The 16,107-nt window shown below is 55.9% G+C and carries 15 protein-coding genes and 1 other annotated feature (1 of these 16 only partly in view); of the genes, 7 read left to right on the top strand and 8 right to left on the bottom strand.

All coding sequences use genetic code 11. The features are described 5' to 3' along the window. The first annotated feature begins 2 nt into the window (after positions 1-2). The 7 genes from ACL2XF_RS03600 (at position 3) to ACL2XF_RS03630 (ending at position 8,839) form a co-directional block, all read left to right on the top strand. On the top strand, positions 3-1,988 hold the full coding sequence (locus ACL2XF_RS03600) for a glycosyltransferase family 4 protein (protein ID WP_413728021.1): 1,986 nt from the start codon (positions 3-5) through the stop codon (positions 1,986-1,988). A 127-nt stretch (positions 1,989-2,115) separates the two neighbouring features. Next, positions 2,116-3,249, top strand: a complete 1,134-nt coding sequence (locus ACL2XF_RS03605; protein WP_413728022.1) for a glycosyltransferase family 4 protein — start codon at positions 2,116-2,118, stop codon at positions 3,247-3,249. Positions 3,250-3,257: 8 nt separating this feature from the next. After that, positions 3,258-4,367 carry a glycosyltransferase family 4 protein gene (locus tag ACL2XF_RS03610; RefSeq protein ID WP_413728023.1) on the top strand — a complete coding sequence of 370 codons (1,110 nt, stop codon included), beginning with the start codon at positions 3,258-3,260 and terminating at the stop codon, positions 4,365-4,367. Between the two features lie 215 nt (positions 4,368-4,582). After that, positions 4,583-5,989, top strand: coding sequence for an NADP-dependent phosphogluconate dehydrogenase (gene gndA / locus ACL2XF_RS03615; protein WP_410014381.1), 1,407 nt, complete (start codon positions 4,583-4,585; stop codon positions 5,987-5,989). Positions 5,990-6,256: 267 nt separating this feature from the next. Then, positions 6,257-7,255, top strand: coding sequence for a hypothetical protein (locus ACL2XF_RS03620; protein ID WP_413728024.1), 999 nt, complete (start codon positions 6,257-6,259; stop codon positions 7,253-7,255). Between the two features lie 745 nt (positions 7,256-8,000). Beyond that, positions 8,001-8,234: a hypothetical protein gene (locus ACL2XF_RS03625; protein WP_413728025.1), complete on the top strand. Its 234-nt coding sequence runs from the start codon at positions 8,001-8,003 to the stop codon at positions 8,232-8,234. A gap of 50 nt (positions 8,235-8,284) precedes the next feature. Next, positions 8,285-8,839 carry a hypothetical protein gene (locus tag ACL2XF_RS03630; RefSeq protein ID WP_413728026.1) on the top strand — a complete coding sequence of 185 codons (555 nt, stop codon included), beginning with the start codon at positions 8,285-8,287 and terminating at the stop codon, positions 8,837-8,839. A gap of 93 nt (positions 8,840-8,932) precedes the next feature. Here ACL2XF_RS03630 and hisIE read toward each other — a convergent pair whose 3' ends face one another. Genes hisIE through hisG form a run of 8 tightly spaced genes read right to left on the bottom strand, consistent with a single transcriptional unit; the run spans position 8,933 to position 16,047 of the window. Then, positions 8,933-9,544, bottom strand: a complete 612-nt coding sequence (hisIE, locus tag ACL2XF_RS03635) for a bifunctional phosphoribosyl-AMP cyclohydrolase/phosphoribosyl-ATP diphosphatase HisIE (protein ID WP_410014384.1) — start codon at positions 9,542-9,544, stop codon at positions 8,933-8,935. After that, positions 9,538-10,311 carry an imidazole glycerol phosphate synthase subunit HisF gene (hisF, locus tag ACL2XF_RS03640; RefSeq protein WP_410014385.1) on the bottom strand — a complete coding sequence of 258 codons (774 nt, stop codon included), beginning with the start codon at positions 10,309-10,311 and terminating at the stop codon, positions 9,538-9,540. The genes hisIE and hisF overlap by 7 nt, the downstream gene beginning before the upstream one ends. Beyond that, the gene (gene hisA, locus ACL2XF_RS03645) at positions 10,293-11,033 is read right to left on the bottom strand and encodes a 1-(5-phosphoribosyl)-5-[(5-phosphoribosylamino)methylideneamino]imidazole-4-carboxamide isomerase (RefSeq protein ID WP_413728027.1); all 741 of its coding nucleotides are present in this window, start codon (positions 11,031-11,033) and stop codon (positions 10,293-10,295) included. Before hisA ends, hisF begins: the two co-directional genes overlap by 19 nt. A gap of 3 nt (positions 11,034-11,036) precedes the next feature. Then, positions 11,037-11,627: an imidazole glycerol phosphate synthase subunit HisH gene (gene hisH, locus ACL2XF_RS03650; RefSeq protein ID WP_413728028.1), complete on the bottom strand. Its 591-nt coding sequence runs from the start codon at positions 11,625-11,627 to the stop codon at positions 11,037-11,039. Then, on the bottom strand, positions 11,627-12,694 hold the full coding sequence (gene hisB, locus ACL2XF_RS03655) for a bifunctional histidinol-phosphatase/imidazoleglycerol-phosphate dehydratase HisB (RefSeq protein ID WP_413728029.1): 1,068 nt from the start codon (positions 12,692-12,694) through the stop codon (positions 11,627-11,629). Before hisB ends, hisH begins: the two co-directional genes overlap by 1 nt. Next, a complete protein-coding gene (hisC, locus tag ACL2XF_RS03660; RefSeq protein ID WP_410014389.1) occupies positions 12,691-13,782 on the bottom strand; it encodes a histidinol-phosphate transaminase in 1,092 nt (363 codons plus the stop codon). Before hisC ends, hisB begins: the two co-directional genes overlap by 4 nt. Beyond that, positions 13,782-15,140 (bottom strand): histidinol dehydrogenase, encoded by a 1,359-nt coding sequence (gene hisD / locus ACL2XF_RS03665; protein ID WP_410014390.1) that lies wholly within the window; start codon positions 15,138-15,140, stop codon positions 13,782-13,784. Before hisD ends, hisC begins: the two co-directional genes overlap by 1 nt. A gap of 7 nt (positions 15,141-15,147) precedes the next feature. After that, on the bottom strand, positions 15,148-16,047 hold the full coding sequence (gene hisG, locus ACL2XF_RS03670; protein WP_410016774.1) for an ATP phosphoribosyltransferase: 900 nt from the start codon (positions 16,045-16,047) through the stop codon (positions 15,148-15,150). Between the two features lie 35 nt (positions 16,048-16,082). Next, positions 16,083-16,107: a sequence feature (His leader region), on the bottom strand (it continues 96 nt past the right edge of the window).

Consider the following 16,107-nt stretch of genomic DNA (forward strand, 5'->3'; position numbering starts at 1 on the left):
AAATGCATATTCTTATTGACGTGCAGGGATTGCAAACACAAAGCAAATTTCGGGGTATAGGACGCAGTACTTTGGCCATGAGCCGGGCAATCATACGCAATGCCGGTGATAATCGAGTAAGTATACTGGTTAACGGTATTTTTCCTATTGATAACATTGAAGAAACACGGCATCTTTATCAAGATATATTACCTGCCGAGGAAATATTTACTTTTTCAGCCCATGGACCAGTGGTCGCTTGCCATGCTGAAAATCAATGGCGTCATCAAACGGCGGAAGAGTGCCGTAATATTGCGATTGCCAACATTAATCCTGATATTGTTTTTGTTATCAGTTTCTTTGAAGGCCATGTTGATGACTATATTGTCTCTATTCCTGACTTTCCGGTAAAATGGCGTACCATTTGCGTTTGCCATGATTTAATACCATACCTTAATAAAGAAGTGTATCTTGCTGACGCTAATTTCAGAGGCTTTTACCTTGAACGTTTGCATGAATATGAATATGCGGATGCGATTTTTGCGATTTCTAATTCTGCAGCTGATGAGGTTAAACGCTTCACGTCCATCGATCATAAACGGATTTTTAATATTTCATCAGCGGTTGAACCTGAATTTTGCCGCCTGGAGTTAGATAGCCAAGCCAGGGCCCGATTAAAAGAACGTTATAATTTACCCGATGAATATCTGCTTACGCTCGCTATGATCGAGCCGCGTAAAAACATTAATGCATTACTTCAGGCATTTGGCATGTTGTCCGAGGAATTGCGAGATCGTTATCCCTTGGTGATGGCGTGTAAGATCCGCCCCTACGATTTAGAACGTACGCTTGAGATGGTGGAAAAATATGGTATCAAGCCTAACCAAATTGTATTTACCGGCTATTTGCCTGATAGTGATTTGATAGCCTTATATAACACCTGTAAATTGTTTGTTTTCCCGTCGCTGCACGAAGGATTCGGGTTACCTCCCCTGGAGGCCATGAGTTGCGGTGCGGCCACGCTGAGCTCTAACGCTACCAGTTTGCCGGAAGTGATCGGCTGGTCAGAGGCGATGTTTGATCCAAATGATGTCAATGCCATTAAGGCAGTAATGGAACGCGCTCTGACGGATGAGGATTTTTTCTTGGCGCTTAAAAAGCATGCCCTGACCCAGTCTGGCTTGTTTTCATGGGATCGTACCGCCCATATTGCCTGGGATAGTTTTGCGCACATAATGAATACGCCAAAAATGTTTCGAGTCTTTGACGGCACGCCTGAGCAATCGACGGATGATATCCTTAATCGCATGATGTCGAAAACGCATCACCTCAGTGATACGGATAAACTCGGCACGGCATGGGCTATTGCACGCAATAATTTCAGCCAGCACCAGCGGCAATTAGCGATAGATGTATCACGCTTTTTGCAACCGCTTACCACAGCTGCAGCGCCGGCGCCGTTAGAAGCGCTGACGGCAAGCCTGCTGGCCGGCAATGTCCCTGGTTATCAGGTCAGGGCCATCAGTTGCAATGAGGCGGGATACTATCATTATGCAAATCGCTACCAGGCTGCTCATCAGGGGCATGATTGGGGGGATGATGAGCCCATTTTATTAAAAAAAGACGATATTGTGCTGGTCAACGTGCCGGCCAACGGCGTTTTTCCCCTGAATACTCAACAGTGGGATACGTTGAGGCGCGTCGGCACAACGGTTTATTGCCTTCTTCAGGAACAAGAGATTTTTATCAACGCTGCGGATGCCGATGCCGACCGGCAGACGAACAACCGCCCTGTATTGAGCGCCCTGGCGAGGCATACCGACGGTATCATTTGTGCTTCTGATCATCAGGCCGATCAACTACGGTTGTGGTTAAAGGAATGTGCTGAAGAGGTGATGGCAAACCCTTACCTTAACGTTTGCGCGTTGAATGCTGCCGGGCTTAACCTTCCGCAGGACATACGGCTGTTATTAAATAAACTGCCATTATTACGACCGGCTGGAAAATAAACAGCCACTGTACTGTCCCGCCAGTGGCTTAGGGCGCAGGCGGGAGTACGTTTAAATTCTATAAGGTGCGGGTATAAAGCGTATCGCATCGGTTTTGTATCCATAGATGAGAATGGAAATAATCATAGTGAAAATTATGTTTTCCACCGATGCCATCAAGTATCCCCTTACCGGGGTGTGCCGCTACGCGTTGGAATTACTGAAACAATTGCAACAAAGCAGTGCTATCAGTGAATTGAAATATTTCAACAACCTGAAGGTGGTCGATGCATTGCCCGATCATGCCGATAAAGCGCTGCCGTCGAGTCCGCTGAAAGAATGGCTAAAAAAACGTGCAACATTGATTGAAGTCTACCAGCATCTTTACCCTTTGATGCAAAAGAGAGCGTTGCGCGATTACCGCGATTATATTTATCATAGCCCGAATTACTATCTGCCCGCCGGCCTTGACCGCGCAGTAACCACGTTCCATGACATTTCGATTTTTACCTGCCCGCAATACCATCCCCACGAGCGGGTTCGTTACATGCATAAAGCTATGCAGGCCAGCCTAAAGCGCGCCAGTCGCGTCATCACTGTGTCTGATTTTTCCAGGCATGAACTAGCCAACTATTTCAATTACCCCAGTGAAAAAATCGATACGACCTATTTGGCCTGTAGCGCGGAATTTTATCCCAGGGAAAGCGCGCAGTTGCAGCCGCTGCTGACAAGGCTTGGCCTGACCGAGCAGGGATATACCCTGTTTACCGGCACCATCGAGCCGAGGAAGAATATCGCCACGCTGCTTACCGCCTATGAACGGTTGCCGCAAGAGGTAAGGATGCGCTATCCGTTGGTGCTTTGCGGCTACCAGGGCTGGGGCAGCGAGGAGGTGCATCGGCGCTTTGAACGTGGCCAGCGCCAGGGGTGGCTGCATTATTTAGGTTATCTCCCTAACCACGACCTGCCCTTATTATTTGCGGCGGCGCGGGTGTTTGCCTTTCCGTCACTATACGAAGGTTTCGGCCTGCCGGTGCTTGAGGCAATGGCCTCCGGGGTTCCCGTGGTCTGCTCCAACGCCGCCTCTTTGCCGGAAGTGGCCGGCGACGCCGCCAGTATGTTTGACCCGCTGGATGTGGACGCATTGACTCTGGCTCTTGGCACCAGCCTTGAAGATGAACATCAACGCGCGAGTGCGATAGCCGCCGGCCTGGCGCGCGCGCGGCAATTTTCATGGCAGCGTTGTGCTGCGGAAACGATTGAAGCCTACCGGAAGGTCTGAATCCTGTTATGTTGAAAATACTTCACCTTTATAAAACCTATTATCCCGATTCTTACGGGGGAATTGAACAGGTGATCTTCCAATTAAGTGAAGGGGCGTTTGCCAACGGCATATCATCAACCGTTCTGGCGCTTAGCCCAAACGGGTCCAGTGATAGCAAGCCGTTTTACCGCCACCATGTCGCCTATAGCGCCATCAGCTGGCAGTTCGCTTCCACGCCTTTTTCCTATAAAGCGATTGGTCATTTTAAGGCCCTTGCCGCCGGGGCGGATATTATTCATTACCATTTTCCCTTTCCATTTATGGATATAATGCATTTTGTCGCCGGAATTAAAAAGCCGACTGTCGTGACCTACCATTCCGATATCGTCAAACAAAAGGCGATGCTGCAGCTTTACCGGCCGTTAATGAACCGTTTTCTGACCAGCGTTGACCGTATCGTGGCGTCATCGCCAAACTATGTGGACAGTAGCCCTGTTTTGCAGCGCTTTTTGCCTAAAATAAGCGTTATCCCCTTTGGTTTGGATCCGGCGTCGTATCCGCCGGCCAGGGATGAGCTGCTTGAGGCATGGCGATCCCGTATCGGCGGGCCTTTCTTTTTGTTCATCGGTGCGTTTCGTTATTACAAGGGCCTGCAAACTTTGTTGGCCGCGGCTAAAATCAGCGGTTATCCGGTGGTGCTGGTCGGCGTCGGTCCCATGGAAGGCGAGTTGAAGCAACAAGCGGCGCAACTGGGGCTGAGAAATATTCATTTTCTCGGTGCGCTGCCGGATAAGGATAAGATTGCTTTGCTTACGTTATGCTACGGTATCGTCTTTCCATCCCATCTGCGCTCAGAAGCCTTCGGTATTACTCTGCTGGAGGGGGCAATGTTTGCCAAGCCTATGATTACGTGCGAGATTGGTACCGGCACCACGTTTGTTAATATTCACCATGAGACCGGCTTGGCGGTTCGTCCTACCGATCCCGAGGAGTTGGCCGATGCCATGCGGCAGCTCTGGCATAATCCTGTACTGGCGCGGCGTTATGGCGACAACGCCCGGGAGCGTTTCGATGCGATGTTTACCTCGGCGAAAATGGTCGAGAGTTATATCAGTTTGTATCGTTCTTTACTGTAGACGTTTTCTGGCATGTCATACACGCTCGCGGCGGCAAGCCAGCCGCACCGTTATGTTGGCATGGAATGCGTAGCGAACAGTGACTATCGCACCAATAACTACCCGTCGCCCGTAAAGCTGGGTTAACATATCATCCACATTTTATAACCTGCCGGCCAACGTGTGGCCGCAGGTGGTTCATACTTAAGACACATACTTCAGACAGGAGTTGCTTAATGTCCACACAACAGATCGGCGTAGTCGGTATGGCGGTAATGGGGCGCAATCTGGCGCTGAACATTGAAAGCCGCGGTTATAGCGTGTCCATCTTCAACCGTTCCCGCGAAAAGACGGAAGAAGTGATCGCCGAGAATGCCGATAAGAATCTGGTGCCTTACTACAGCCTGGAAGAATTTGTCAATTCACTGGAAAAACCGCGGCGCATCCTGCTGATGGTCAAAGCCGGCGAAGGCACCGATAAAACCATCGACTCGCTGAAACCCTACCTGGAAAAAGGCGATATCCTGATTGACGGCGGCAACACTTTCTATCGCGATACCATTCGCCGTAACCGCGAGCTGTCCGCTGAAGGGTTCAATTTTATCGGCACCGGCGTTTCCGGTGGTGAGGAGGGCGCCCTGAAAGGCCCTTCCATCATGCCCGGCGGGCAAAAAGCCGCTTACGACCTGGTGGCCCCGATACTGGAGAAAATCGCCGCGCGCGCCGAAGGCGAAGCCTGCGTGGCCTATATCGGTCCGGACGGCGCCGGTCATTATGTTAAAATGGTGCATAACGGCATCGAATATGGCGATATGCAGCTGATCGCGGAGGCGTATGCGCTGCTTAAGAATGCCCTGGGCCTGAGCAATGACGAGTTGGCCGCCACCTTCAGCGAATGGAACAAGGGCGAGCTGAATAGCTATCTGATCGACATCACCAAAGATATCTTCACCAAGAAAGATGAAGAGGGTAACTACCTGGTCGATGTTATCCTTGATGAGGCCGCCAATAAAGGGACCGGCAAATGGACCAGCCAGAGTTCGCTGGATCTGGGCGAACCGTTAAGCCTGATTACCGAGTCCGTGTTCGCCCGCTATCTGTCGTCGCTAAAAGATCAGCGCGTCGCCGCCGCGAAAGTATTATCCGGTCCCGCGCCGCAAGCCTTTAGCGGTGATAAAAAAGAATTTACCGAGAAAGTCCGCCGGGCGCTCTATCTGGGTAAAATCGTCTCTTATGCCCAAGGGTTTTCCCAGTTGAAAGCCGCGTCGCAAGAAAATAACTGGAACCTGAACTACGGCGAGATCGCCAAGATCTTCCGTGCCGGTTGCATTATCCGCGCGCAGTTCCTGCAGAAAATCACCGACGCCTATGCCGAAAACGCCGACATCGCCAATCTGCTGCTGGCGCCTTACTTTAAAAAGGTGGCCGACGATTATCAGCAGGCGTTGCGCGACGTGGTGGCCTATGCGGTACAGCACGGCATTCCGACCCCGACCCTTTCGGCCGCCATCGCCTATTACGACAGCTATCGCTCGGCGGTATTGCCCGCTAACCTTATCCAGGCGCAGCGCGACTATTTCGGCGCGCATACCTATAAGCGCACCGACAAGGACGGCGTGTTCCATACCGAATGGCTGGAATAAGACTGCCCGGCAAACCACTGTGCTGGGTGCCGGTGTAAGCCGTCTGTAACCCGGCGGTGTAGGGCATAGGCACCGTCGTGATGTCATCGTAAACCGTCCGCGAAACCGGGCGGTTTTTTTATGTTTGCTTCCTGAAGAATCGAGGGGGGTTCAAGAATTAACTTCTGTCGCGCAGGCCGGATGCAAAGCGCCGCCGCATAGCGTAAATATACCTGCCGCTACCATAAAAAACGGGCTAACCTTGCCAATCATAAAGAGGAACATGCCATGCTGCGTTCGCTATTATGCTGTCATTCCCCAAGTGAGCCTGAATCTGTTGCCCCGCCGGGCGTTGCCAACGCGTTCTCATCCGGGAGCTGCATTCCCGGCGCGCTGGCACGGGGAATCAATGCCGTTGCCAACCGATGCTCCCAGGCGCTGCGCATGGCGCCGTCGCTTGAGGCCGCAGGCGAGGCGCGCCCGCAGGGCCTGGATACCTTATCCATGGAGCTTTTAACGCGTATCGGCCATTCTCTCTCGCCTGGGGATTTACTCAGATTATCCTGCGTTAATAAAACATTATATGAGCGGCTGAAAACGCAGCGGGATAGCATTATTCTAACCCGCAGCCTGGCGTGCCGGTGCGGTTATCCGCGTGTGAAAATGCTGATGGGCAGTGACGACACCCCGGGTGTCCTGGCCGCGTTTCCTCCTCACTACCAGCTGGCGCCGGTTTTGCGTATCATTGAAAGGGTGAGCCCGCCGGACGAGGCGGCGGCGGAATGGCTATATCAGCGTCTTAGCCAGATTATCGACGCCTGGCCGGATTCACTACAAAACCAGGGCTGGACGGCGCTCAGTTATTACCGCCTGCGGGGATTATCCGCCTGCGCCCTGGCCGATGCCTGCAAAGACCTGTTACGTAAGGGGCCGGTGCTGTCGACGGTATGCCGTGAGCATGTCGGCGAAAATATCCTTTACCATTTCAGGCTATTGCGGCAGCGGGATCGAGGTGAGATTATGCTGGGGTTGCTGGCGCTGACGGTAAGCTATCGCCGGCGGACCCGGGAAGCCATACTGGCAGAGCTGTCGCTTGACGTTCTTCATCTCTGCCCGGGGCATATATTACCGGCATTGGATGCATTGCTTGCGGCGGTATTAACCCTGCCCCTGGACGGAAGATTGAGGATCTTCCGTGAACTTAAGTATCAACTGCCCCATATTCTTTTGCCCAGACTTAATCATCAGGTGGCAATCCGATTGATTAACGCATGGCGGTGTACTTAGGTATAAATGAATAATTAACCTATTCTACCATTTTTATGTCAAGAATACGCGAAAAGGTTGCCCCTTAATAAAGCCCTAAATGCAGTATCAACAGGTCGTGATAATGAAGTGAAAATACCTTAATCATTTTTCAACAAATTCATTAAACCGGATGAAAAAGAAGTGAATATTCAGGATAATTTTACTGCTTCCTGATAATTCGGAGTTATATTGCCACGGACTAATGAATAATAAAATTAATCGCAATAATCTGCGGTTTTTTGACGAAATGGCTTGTAAATATAATCCAAAAATGACGGAAGCATTACCCGTGGCGGCGGCCCGGTATCATAAATTCAAACCGATCGCGGTCGTTGTGCTCGGTGGAAAATAACACATCCGTAATGTTCTTAGACTGTGTTTTTTTGTGTCTCAATCATCAGGAGTATCAGATGCCAAGTTGGTTATACTGTTGCGGTTTTGGCCCCATCACGCGAAAGACGGATAATACCCCGATAGCCGGGCCGGCGCCAACGTCAGGGGGGTTCAGCGCGCTGTCGTTCGCGTCGAACCGCCATGGGCCGCCGCTCAGTTTAGTTCCTTATTATCCACCCCCTTTGGATGCGGGATTCCCGGCCGTTCCTGAACTCAAGAACATTAAGGGCGATTCACCGCCTCCCAGCTACACACCGCCTCCCAGCTACAAAAAACTGTTCCCAGCCTCGCCTTCGCTGCGCGGCAGTTCAGGATCGGGCAGCGCCGCGCCATGAAGGCTAACGCCGCAGCCTTAACCATCGTAGCCGGCGCTGAAAGTGAATCTAGCCCGGTCACGACGGCGATGTTATCCATGCAGCAATGGCGCCGCCAAGGGATAAAGAGGCGTTTCATATTTGATTCAGATTTACCTGTCATATTGACGATTTGTTTAAAGTTAGCGCCGGATAATCATGCTGATAATGATTCAATTAACGAACGTATTTGCTCTAAGCATGCCAGGTAAACTTATCAGCAATATTTTTAGTTTAATATATTATAAATAAGGAGTTTACAATGATTTATGATGGTTTAGTTCCTAAAAGTAATCATGCACCTATTCAGCACAGTGTATCAACGAATTCAGACAATAATGCATTTTTTTCATCTCTGCGCGATAAGCTGACCGGGGTCGCCAATGCTTCCCAGCGGCCGTTGCCCGAGGGTCTGCTTGCGCGTATAGATAATAGCCGGGGAGGCGAAGATATCGATGAAGCATTATTTAATGATATTCACGCTTATTTACAAAGGGTAAGGAACGAATACCCGGATGACGCCACCCGTCCTGAAGCGGCCGCGGCTAATGATGCCGGCAATAAACCGGCCGGATCAGCGACCTCTTTTTCTTTGGGGCAAAAGGTATTGCGGGAAGCCTCGCGTATTCATGGTCAAATAAAATCGCTGGATAAAGAGAAGTTAAAACATGAAGCTAACCGTATTTTAGAGCAGATAGGGGATGAAGCTGCGCGTATTGATCCACAGAAGATAGGACATGAATTTAACCGTGTTGCAGAGCAGACAAAGAATGAAACTAAGCGGGCTGTGGAAAAGGTTCGCAATTTTTTTAAATAGTGATGACGAATCACCGCGGTTTTACATACCCCCGATCAATGAGCGGGGGCACATAATACGCCTTATCTGCCGCCGGGCGGCTTGCTGGAGCGGTTATTGATGCCGCTCGCGCAGCCGGCCGATAACCCGGCTTAAATCCAGATCCTGATCCTGCAGCAGCACCAGCAGGTGATAAACCAGGTCCGCCGCCTCGTTGGTCAGTTCTTCACGGTCGTGCACCGTGGCCGCCAGGGCGGTTTCCACGCCTTCCTCTCCCACCTTCTGGGCGATGCGTTTGGTGCCGCTGGCATACAGCCGGGCGGTGTAGGAGCTTTCCGGGTCGGCGGTTTTCCTTTGCGCCAGCAGGGTTTCCAGGTTATGCAGGAAACCCCAGTCGGTGGCGGCCGGATAAAAGCAGCTGCTGGCGCCGGTATGGCAGGTGGGGCCGTCGGGGTTGGCCAGGATCAGCAGGGTATCCCCATCGCAGTCGGGATAGATGCCCACCACGTGCAGGACGTTGCCGGAGCTTTCGCCCTTGGTCCACAGGCGCTGCTTGCTGCGGGAAAAAAAAGTCACCTTGCCGGTGTCCTCGGTTGCCTGCAGGGCCTGGGGGTTCATATACCCCATCATCAATACTTCACCGGAAATGGCGTGCTGGACAATGGCGGGCATCATTTGATTTGTTTTATCCCAATCCAACTGGTCGCGCTGCTGTGTGGTTAACATCTGATCTCTACTCCCTGTTGTGCGAGAAAGGTTTTTAACTCGCCAATATTAATTATCTGCTTATGGAATACCGAGGCCGCCAGCGCGCCGTCCACGTCGGCGTCGCGAAACGCCTCAAGGAAGTGTTCGGGCGCGCCCGCGCCGCCGGAAGCGATCAGCGGCACGTGGCACAGCCCGCGGATCAGCCGGAGCTGTTTCAGGTCATACCCGTTGCGCACGCCGTCCTGGTTCATCATATTGAGCACAATTTCGCCGGCGCCGCGTTTTTGCGCTTCCGTCACCCAGTCGGGCGTTTCCCATGTCGTCACCCGGGTGCGGGTTTCATCACCGGTATATTGATTGACCAGGTAACGATCGGTGCCGCTGTCATGCCAGGTGTCGACGCCGACCACGATGCACTGTACGCCGAACCGGTCCGCCAGGCGGCTTATCAGGTCGGGATCCGCCAGCGCCGGCGAGTTAATGGAAATCTTATCGGCGCCGAACGACAGGATACGGCCCGCCTGCTCCAGGGTTTTAATGCCGCCGGCGACGCAAAACGGGATATCAATCACTTCCGCTACCCGTTCCACCCAGCTCTGGTCCACCACACGATCGTCCGCGGAGGCGGTGATATCGTAAAATACCAGCTCGTCCGCGCCTTCCTCGGCATAACGCCGGGCCAGGGGCACGATATCGCCGATAATTTCATGATTACGGAACTGTACCCCTTTCACCACCTGGCCGGCGCGCACGTCCAGGCAGGGAATTATACGTTTTGCCAGCATGCGATAGCCTCCTCAACGGTAAATTTGTCTTCCAGCAGCGCGCGGCCGACGATCACGCCCTGGACGCCGGTGCCGCGCAGCCGGGCGATATCCTCCAGGCAGCCGATGCCGCCGGAGGATTGGAAGGCGATAGCGGGCCAGGCGCGGCAGATATCCTGGTAAAGCGCCACGTTCGAGCCGCCCAGGGTGCCGTCGCGGGAAATATCGGTACAGAGTACGTGCTTGAGGCCGAAGGGCTGATACTCGCCAATCGCCTGCTCCAGGGTCATGCCGGAATTTTCCTGCCAGCCGCTGACCGCCACCTCGCGCTGTCCGTCACGGTCGATGCGTACGTCCAGGGCCAATACCAGGGCATCGGGACCAAAACGCTCAAACCAGCGCTGTACCTCGCGCGGCTGGCGGATGGCGGTGGAGCCCACCACCACGCGGGTGGCGCCGGCATCCAGCAATGCCGCCACATCCTCCGCCGTGCGGATGCCGCCGCCAATCTGCACCGGCGTGGGCCGAACGCCGGCCAGCAGGGTTTTCAGTAACGGGATCTGGCGGGCCGCGGGGTCTTTGGCGCCGGTAAGGTCCACCAGATGCAAAAGCTGCGCGCCCTGCCCGACATACTGCTGCAGACGGGCGAGGGGATCGCCGCCGTATTGGCGCTGGCGGCCGTAATCGCCCTGATGCAGCCGCACCACTTCGCCATTTATTAAATCCAACGCGGGAATAATCACCGTTTACATCTCCAGAAAATTCTTCAGCAGTTGAGCGCCCGCGGCGCCGGAGCGTTCAGGATGGAACTGCACGCCGAAAAAATTATCCTGCTCCACCGCCGCGGTAAACGGCTCGCCATAATGGGTCTGGGCTATGGTGGCGGCGCACAGGGGCATGGCGTAGCTATGGACAAAATAGAAGTAGCTGCCGTCGCCGATGCCGCGAAACAGCCGGTTGTCATGATGGGGATGCACCTGGTTCCAGCCCATATGGGGCAGGGGCAGGCCAAAATCGGTCATTTTGTCGATCGGGGCGTCGATAATGCCAAGCGTCGTGATGCCGCCGTTCTCGGCGCTTTCGCGGCCCAGCAACTGCATGCCGAGGCAGATGCCCAATACCGGCTGGGTGCAGGCCTTGATAAGCTCAATCAGGCCGCGCTCACGCAATTGATCCATCGCCGCCCGGGCGGTGCCGACGCCGGGCAGGAACAGCTTGTCCGCATGCAGCACGATATCGGTATCGCGGCTGACCACGGGCTGGTAGCCGAACCGGCGCACCGCGGCGGTAACCGAGAACAGATTGGCGCAACCGGTATCAAGTATCACGACCTTCATCACAGCACTCCTTTCGAACTGGGCAGGGTGTTGCCTTGCACGCGGATAGCCTGGCGCAGCGTGCGGCCAAAGACCTTGAACAGGCTTTCGACGCGGTGATGATCGTTTTTGCCTTTGGTTTTCAGGTGTAGGGTGCAGGCCATGGCATAAGACAGCGAGCGGAAAAAGTGCTCGACCATTTCAGTGCTTAAATCACCGACGCGCTGATAAGTATACTCCGCTTTATATTCCAGGTGCGGGCGCCCGGATATATCCAGCGCGCAGCGCGCCAGGCATTCGTCCATCGGCAGCATATAACCGAACCGGCCGATGCCGCGTTTATCCCCCAGCGCCTGGTTAATTGCCTCGCCGAGCGCCAGGGCGGTATCTTCCACCGTATGGTGATCGTCGATATACAAATCGCCCTTGACCGCGATATTCATGCGAAAACCGCCGTGGGTGGCGATCTGATCCAGCATGTGGTCGAAAAAGCCGACGCCGGTATTGATCTTGCTGCCCCCCTCGCGATCCAGCCAGACCTGCACATCGATATCCGTCTCCTTGGTGACGCGCTTGACGTGGGCATGGCGATCGCGGCGGGTGAGCAGGTCGGCAATCGCCTGCCAGCCCAGGGTCTCGGGGTGATAGCGCAGCCCATTGATACCCATATTATGCGCCAGCGCGATATCGCTTTCGCGATCGCCAATCACGTAGCTATTGGCGGTATCGATGCGGCCGTCCTCCAGGTAGCCGGTTACCAGGCCGGTGAGCGGCTTGCGGCAGTCGCAGCCGTCAGACGGCAGGTGCGGGCAAATCAGCACGTCGTCAAACACGATGCCCTGGGAGCGGAAAATCTGCATCATCAGGTTATGCGGCGCATCGAAATCCGCCTGGGGAAAGCTGGCGGTGCCCAGGCCGTCCTGGTTGGTGATCATGACCAGGCGAAAACCGGCCTTTTGCAGATCCAGCAGCGCGGGAATAACGTTGGGTTCCAGGGCCAGCTTATCCAGGCGATCCACCTGGAAATCTTCCGGTGGCTCGCTTATCAGGGTGCCGTCGCGATCGATAAACAGCAGTTTCTGGCTCACATGGCCTCCTTGCGGGAAACGTCGACGTCGCTGCGCAGCGCGCGCAGGGCGTTAACCACCCGCTCGCATTCGCCGCGGGTACCGATGGTAATGCGCAGACAGTCCCGCAGGCCGGGCTGGGCGCTCTGGTTGCGCAGGATAATGCCCTGATCCCACAATGCCTTGAAGGCGCCGCTTGCCGGGTCAAAGCGCGCCAGCAGGTAGTTGCTGGCGCTGGGATAGACGTCCAGCACGCAAGCGCATTCCAGCAGGGCCGCGGCCAGCCATTGGCGGGTGGCCGCGATCTCCGCCACCCGGGCGCGCATCAGCGCCAGTCCGTCGGCGCTGAGAGCCTGTTCGGCGATATCCGCCACCGGCAGCGGCAAAGGGTAGGGGGCAATCACTTTTAATAGCAGCTGGATCACGTCCGCGCCGGCCAGGGTGAAGCCGCAGCGCAGCCCGGCCAGGGCAAACGCCTTGGACAAGGTGCGCAGGATAACCAGATGCGGGTAGTCGGCCAGCCAGCCGGCCAGCGTCGCCTGCGGGCAAAACTCGATATAGGCCTCATCGGCCACCACCAGCGCGCGTCCCCGGGCCGCTTCCAGCAGGCGCTTGATATCGTCCGGGCGGATAATATTGCCGGTGGGATTATTGGGGCTGCAGATATAAACCAGCTTGACGCCATCCATCTGCGCCTCGATGGCCGGCAGATCCAACTGCCAGTCGTCGCGCGCCGGCACGGTGCGCCGGGCTACGCCGAAGGTTTCGGCGCTGACGCTGTACATGCCGTAGGTGGGCGGACAAAACAGAATGGCATCCCGGCCCGGCTCGCAAAACGCGCGGATCAGCAGTTCGATGGCTTCATCGGCGCCGCGGCAGGCCAATACCTGATCCGGCTGCAGCCCCGCATAGGCGGCGTAACTGTTAATGACCCCCGCCGGCTGGCAGTCGGGATAGCGGTTGAGGTTGCCGGGACGCGGTTCAATCGTCGGGGGCAGCGGATATTCATTGGCGTTAAGCCAGACATCCCCTTTGCCGCCGAGGCGGCGCGCCGATTGGTAAGGCTCGAGCGCCAGTACATTGGCGCGCGCCAGTTGGCTGATGGACATTATTGCTCCTTATCGGCCGTTAACGGCGCAGGGGTGGATGAGGCGGCCTGGGCCTGGTTAAGCGCGGCGACGCGCAGCGTAACGGCGTTTTTATGCGCGGTGAGCTGCTCCGCCTGCGCGAGGATCTCAATGGTGGGGGCCAGCCCCAGCAGGCCCTGCGGCGTCAGCGCCTGTACCGTCATGCGTTTTTGGAAGTCCGCCAGGCCCAGGCTGGAATAGGTGTTGGTATAGCCATAGGTCGGCAGGACATGATTGGTGCCGGAGGCATAGTCGCCGGCGGATTCCGGCGACCAGTCGCCCAGGAACACCGAGCCGGCATTGGTGATGTCGGCCACCAGGCTTTCGGCGTCCCGGGTCTGGATAATCAGATGCTCCGGCCCGTAGCGGTTGCTGATGGCCACGCATTGGGCCAGGTCGCGGGCTATGATCAGGCGGCTGGCGCTGAGCGCCTGACGGGCGATGGCGGCGCGGGAAAGCAGGGCAAGCTGTGCGTCCGTTTCCAGCGCCACGGCTTCGGCGATGGCCGCGTCGGGGGTCAGCAGGATCACCTGCGAATCCGGGCCGTGCTCCGCCTGCGAGAGCAGGTCGGCGGCGATAAACGCCGGCGTGGCGCCGCTGTCGGCGATAACCAGCACTTCGGACGGACCGGCGGGCATATCGATGGCGGCCCCGCCCGCGCGCTGGCTTATCTGGCGCTTGGCCTCGGTCACCCAGGCGTTGCCGGGACCGAAGATTTTATCCACTTTCGGAATCGATTCGCTGCCGAACCCCATGGCGGCGATGGCCTGGGCGCCGCCCACCTGGAAGACGTCCTGCACGCCGCACAGTTGCGCCGCATAGAGGATTTCATCGGCAATCGGCGGCGGCGAACAGAGGATCACCCGGCGGCAGCCGGCGATGCGCGCGGGCGTGGCCAGCATCAATACCGTCGAGGGCAGCGGCGCGGAGCCGCCGGGAATATAGAGACCCACCGACGCCACGGGACGGGTGAGCTGGCGGCAGCGCACGCCGGGCTGCGTTTCCACATCCACCGGCGGCAGCTGCTGGGCGCGGTGGAAGCAGTCGATATTGGCCACCGCCGTCGCCATGGCCTGTTTTACCGCGGGCGACAGGCGATCGGCGGCCTGGCGGATGGCCAGATCGCTGACGCGTAATTCCGCCGTGGCGATATGGTCGAACCGCAGGTTAAACGCTTTGATGGCCTGGTCGCCGCCCTGGCGGACGCTATCGATAATCTCGCCGACGGCGCTGCTGATGCGATCGGACTCCGCCACCGCGGGACGGGCCAGCAACGCGGCCTGTTGGCCGGCCGAGCAGTCGTCCCAGCGTACCGGCGTGGAAAAAGGGGAGGTGGTCATCGGCCGCTTACTCCATCATCTTTTCAATCGGCAGCACCAGGATTGAGCTGGCGCCGAGGGCTTTCAGGTTTTCCATGGTTTCCCAGAACAGGGTTTCACTGCTGACCATATGCATGGCGACGCGGTGTTTATCGCCGGCCAGGGGCAAAATGGTGGGGCGTTCCGCGCCCGGCAGCAGGGCCACGATCTCGTCCAGGCGTTCGGCCGGGGCGTGCAGCATAATATATTTGGATTCGCGCGCCTGGATAACCCCCTGGATGCGGATCATCAGCTTATCGATCAGCGCCTGTTTGGCCGGCGGCAGTTCGACGTCGCTTTGAATCAGGCAGGCCTTGGAGCGGTAGATCACTTCCACTTCCCGCAGGCCGTTGGCCTCAAGGGTTGCGCCGGTGGAGACCAAATCGCAAATGGCGTCCGCCAGGCCGGCGCGCGGCGCGACTTCCACGGAACCGTTGAGCAGACATGACTTAAAGTTGATGCCGAGTTTGTCCAGGTATTGCTTAAGCAGGTGCGGATAGGAGGTGGCGATGCGTTTGCCCTGCAGGCATTGGGGACCCGTAAAGGGTTCATCCAGCGGCAGGGCCAGCGACAGGCGGCAGCCGCCGAAATCCAGGCGCCGCAGCATGTAATAATGCGGATCCTCGCCCTGGGCGCGGCGATTAAGCAGCTCTTCCTCCAGCACGTTTTCACCGATGATGCCCAGATCCACCACGCCGTCCATCACCAGGCCGGGGATATCGTCGTCGCGCACCCGCATAATATCTATGGGCATATTTTCCGCAAAGGCCAGCAGGCGTTGTTGCTGCAGATTGATTTTAATGCCGCAATGTTCAAGCAGCTGCTGTGTATCCGTGCTCAGCCTGCCTGATTTTTGCATCGCTATCCGTAACCGTGATTTGTCCAAGATACTGTCCTCTGCCTGAAATAAAATGTGTTAAGCCCAAAAAAAAACCCTCGGAAGATATCT

Source organism: Sodalis sp. RH19, from assembly GCF_047324215.1.
GTDB lineage: Bacteria > Pseudomonadota > Gammaproteobacteria > Enterobacterales > Enterobacteriaceae > Acerihabitans.

Coding starts and splice junctions, on each gene's coding strand:
- ACL2XF_RS03630 (WP_413728026.1), top strand. CDS start 8,285: ATGATTTATGATGGTTTAGTTCCTAAAAGTAATCATGCACCTATTCAG.
- ACL2XF_RS03620 (WP_413728024.1), top strand. CDS start 6,257: ATGCTGCGTTCGCTATTATGCTGTCATTCCCCAAGTGAGCCTGAATCT.
- hisIE (WP_410014384.1), bottom strand. CDS start 9,544: ATGTTAACCACACAGCAGCGCGACCAGTTGGATTGGGATAAAACAAAT.
- hisH (WP_413728028.1), bottom strand. CDS start 11,627: ATGAAGGTCGTGATACTTGATACCGGTTGCGCCAATCTGTTCTCGGTT.
- ACL2XF_RS03625 (WP_413728025.1), top strand. CDS start 8,001: ATGAAGGCTAACGCCGCAGCCTTAACCATCGTAGCCGGCGCTGAAAGT.
- ACL2XF_RS03610 (WP_413728023.1), top strand. CDS start 3,258: ATGTTGAAAATACTTCACCTTTATAAAACCTATTATCCCGATTCTTAC.
- hisF (WP_410014385.1), bottom strand. CDS start 10,311: ATGCTGGCAAAACGTATAATTCCCTGCCTGGACGTGCGCGCCGGCCAG.
- gndA (WP_410014381.1), top strand. CDS start 4,583: ATGTCCACACAACAGATCGGCGTAGTCGGTATGGCGGTAATGGGGCGC.
- hisC (WP_410014389.1), bottom strand. CDS start 13,782: ATGTCCATCAGCCAACTGGCGCGCGCCAATGTACTGGCGCTCGAGCCT.
- ACL2XF_RS03600 (WP_413728021.1), top strand. CDS start 3: ATGCATATTCTTATTGACGTGCAGGGATTGCAAACACAAAGCAAATTT.
- hisD (WP_410014390.1), bottom strand. CDS start 15,140: ATGACCACCTCCCCTTTTTCCACGCCGGTACGCTGGGACGACTGCTCG.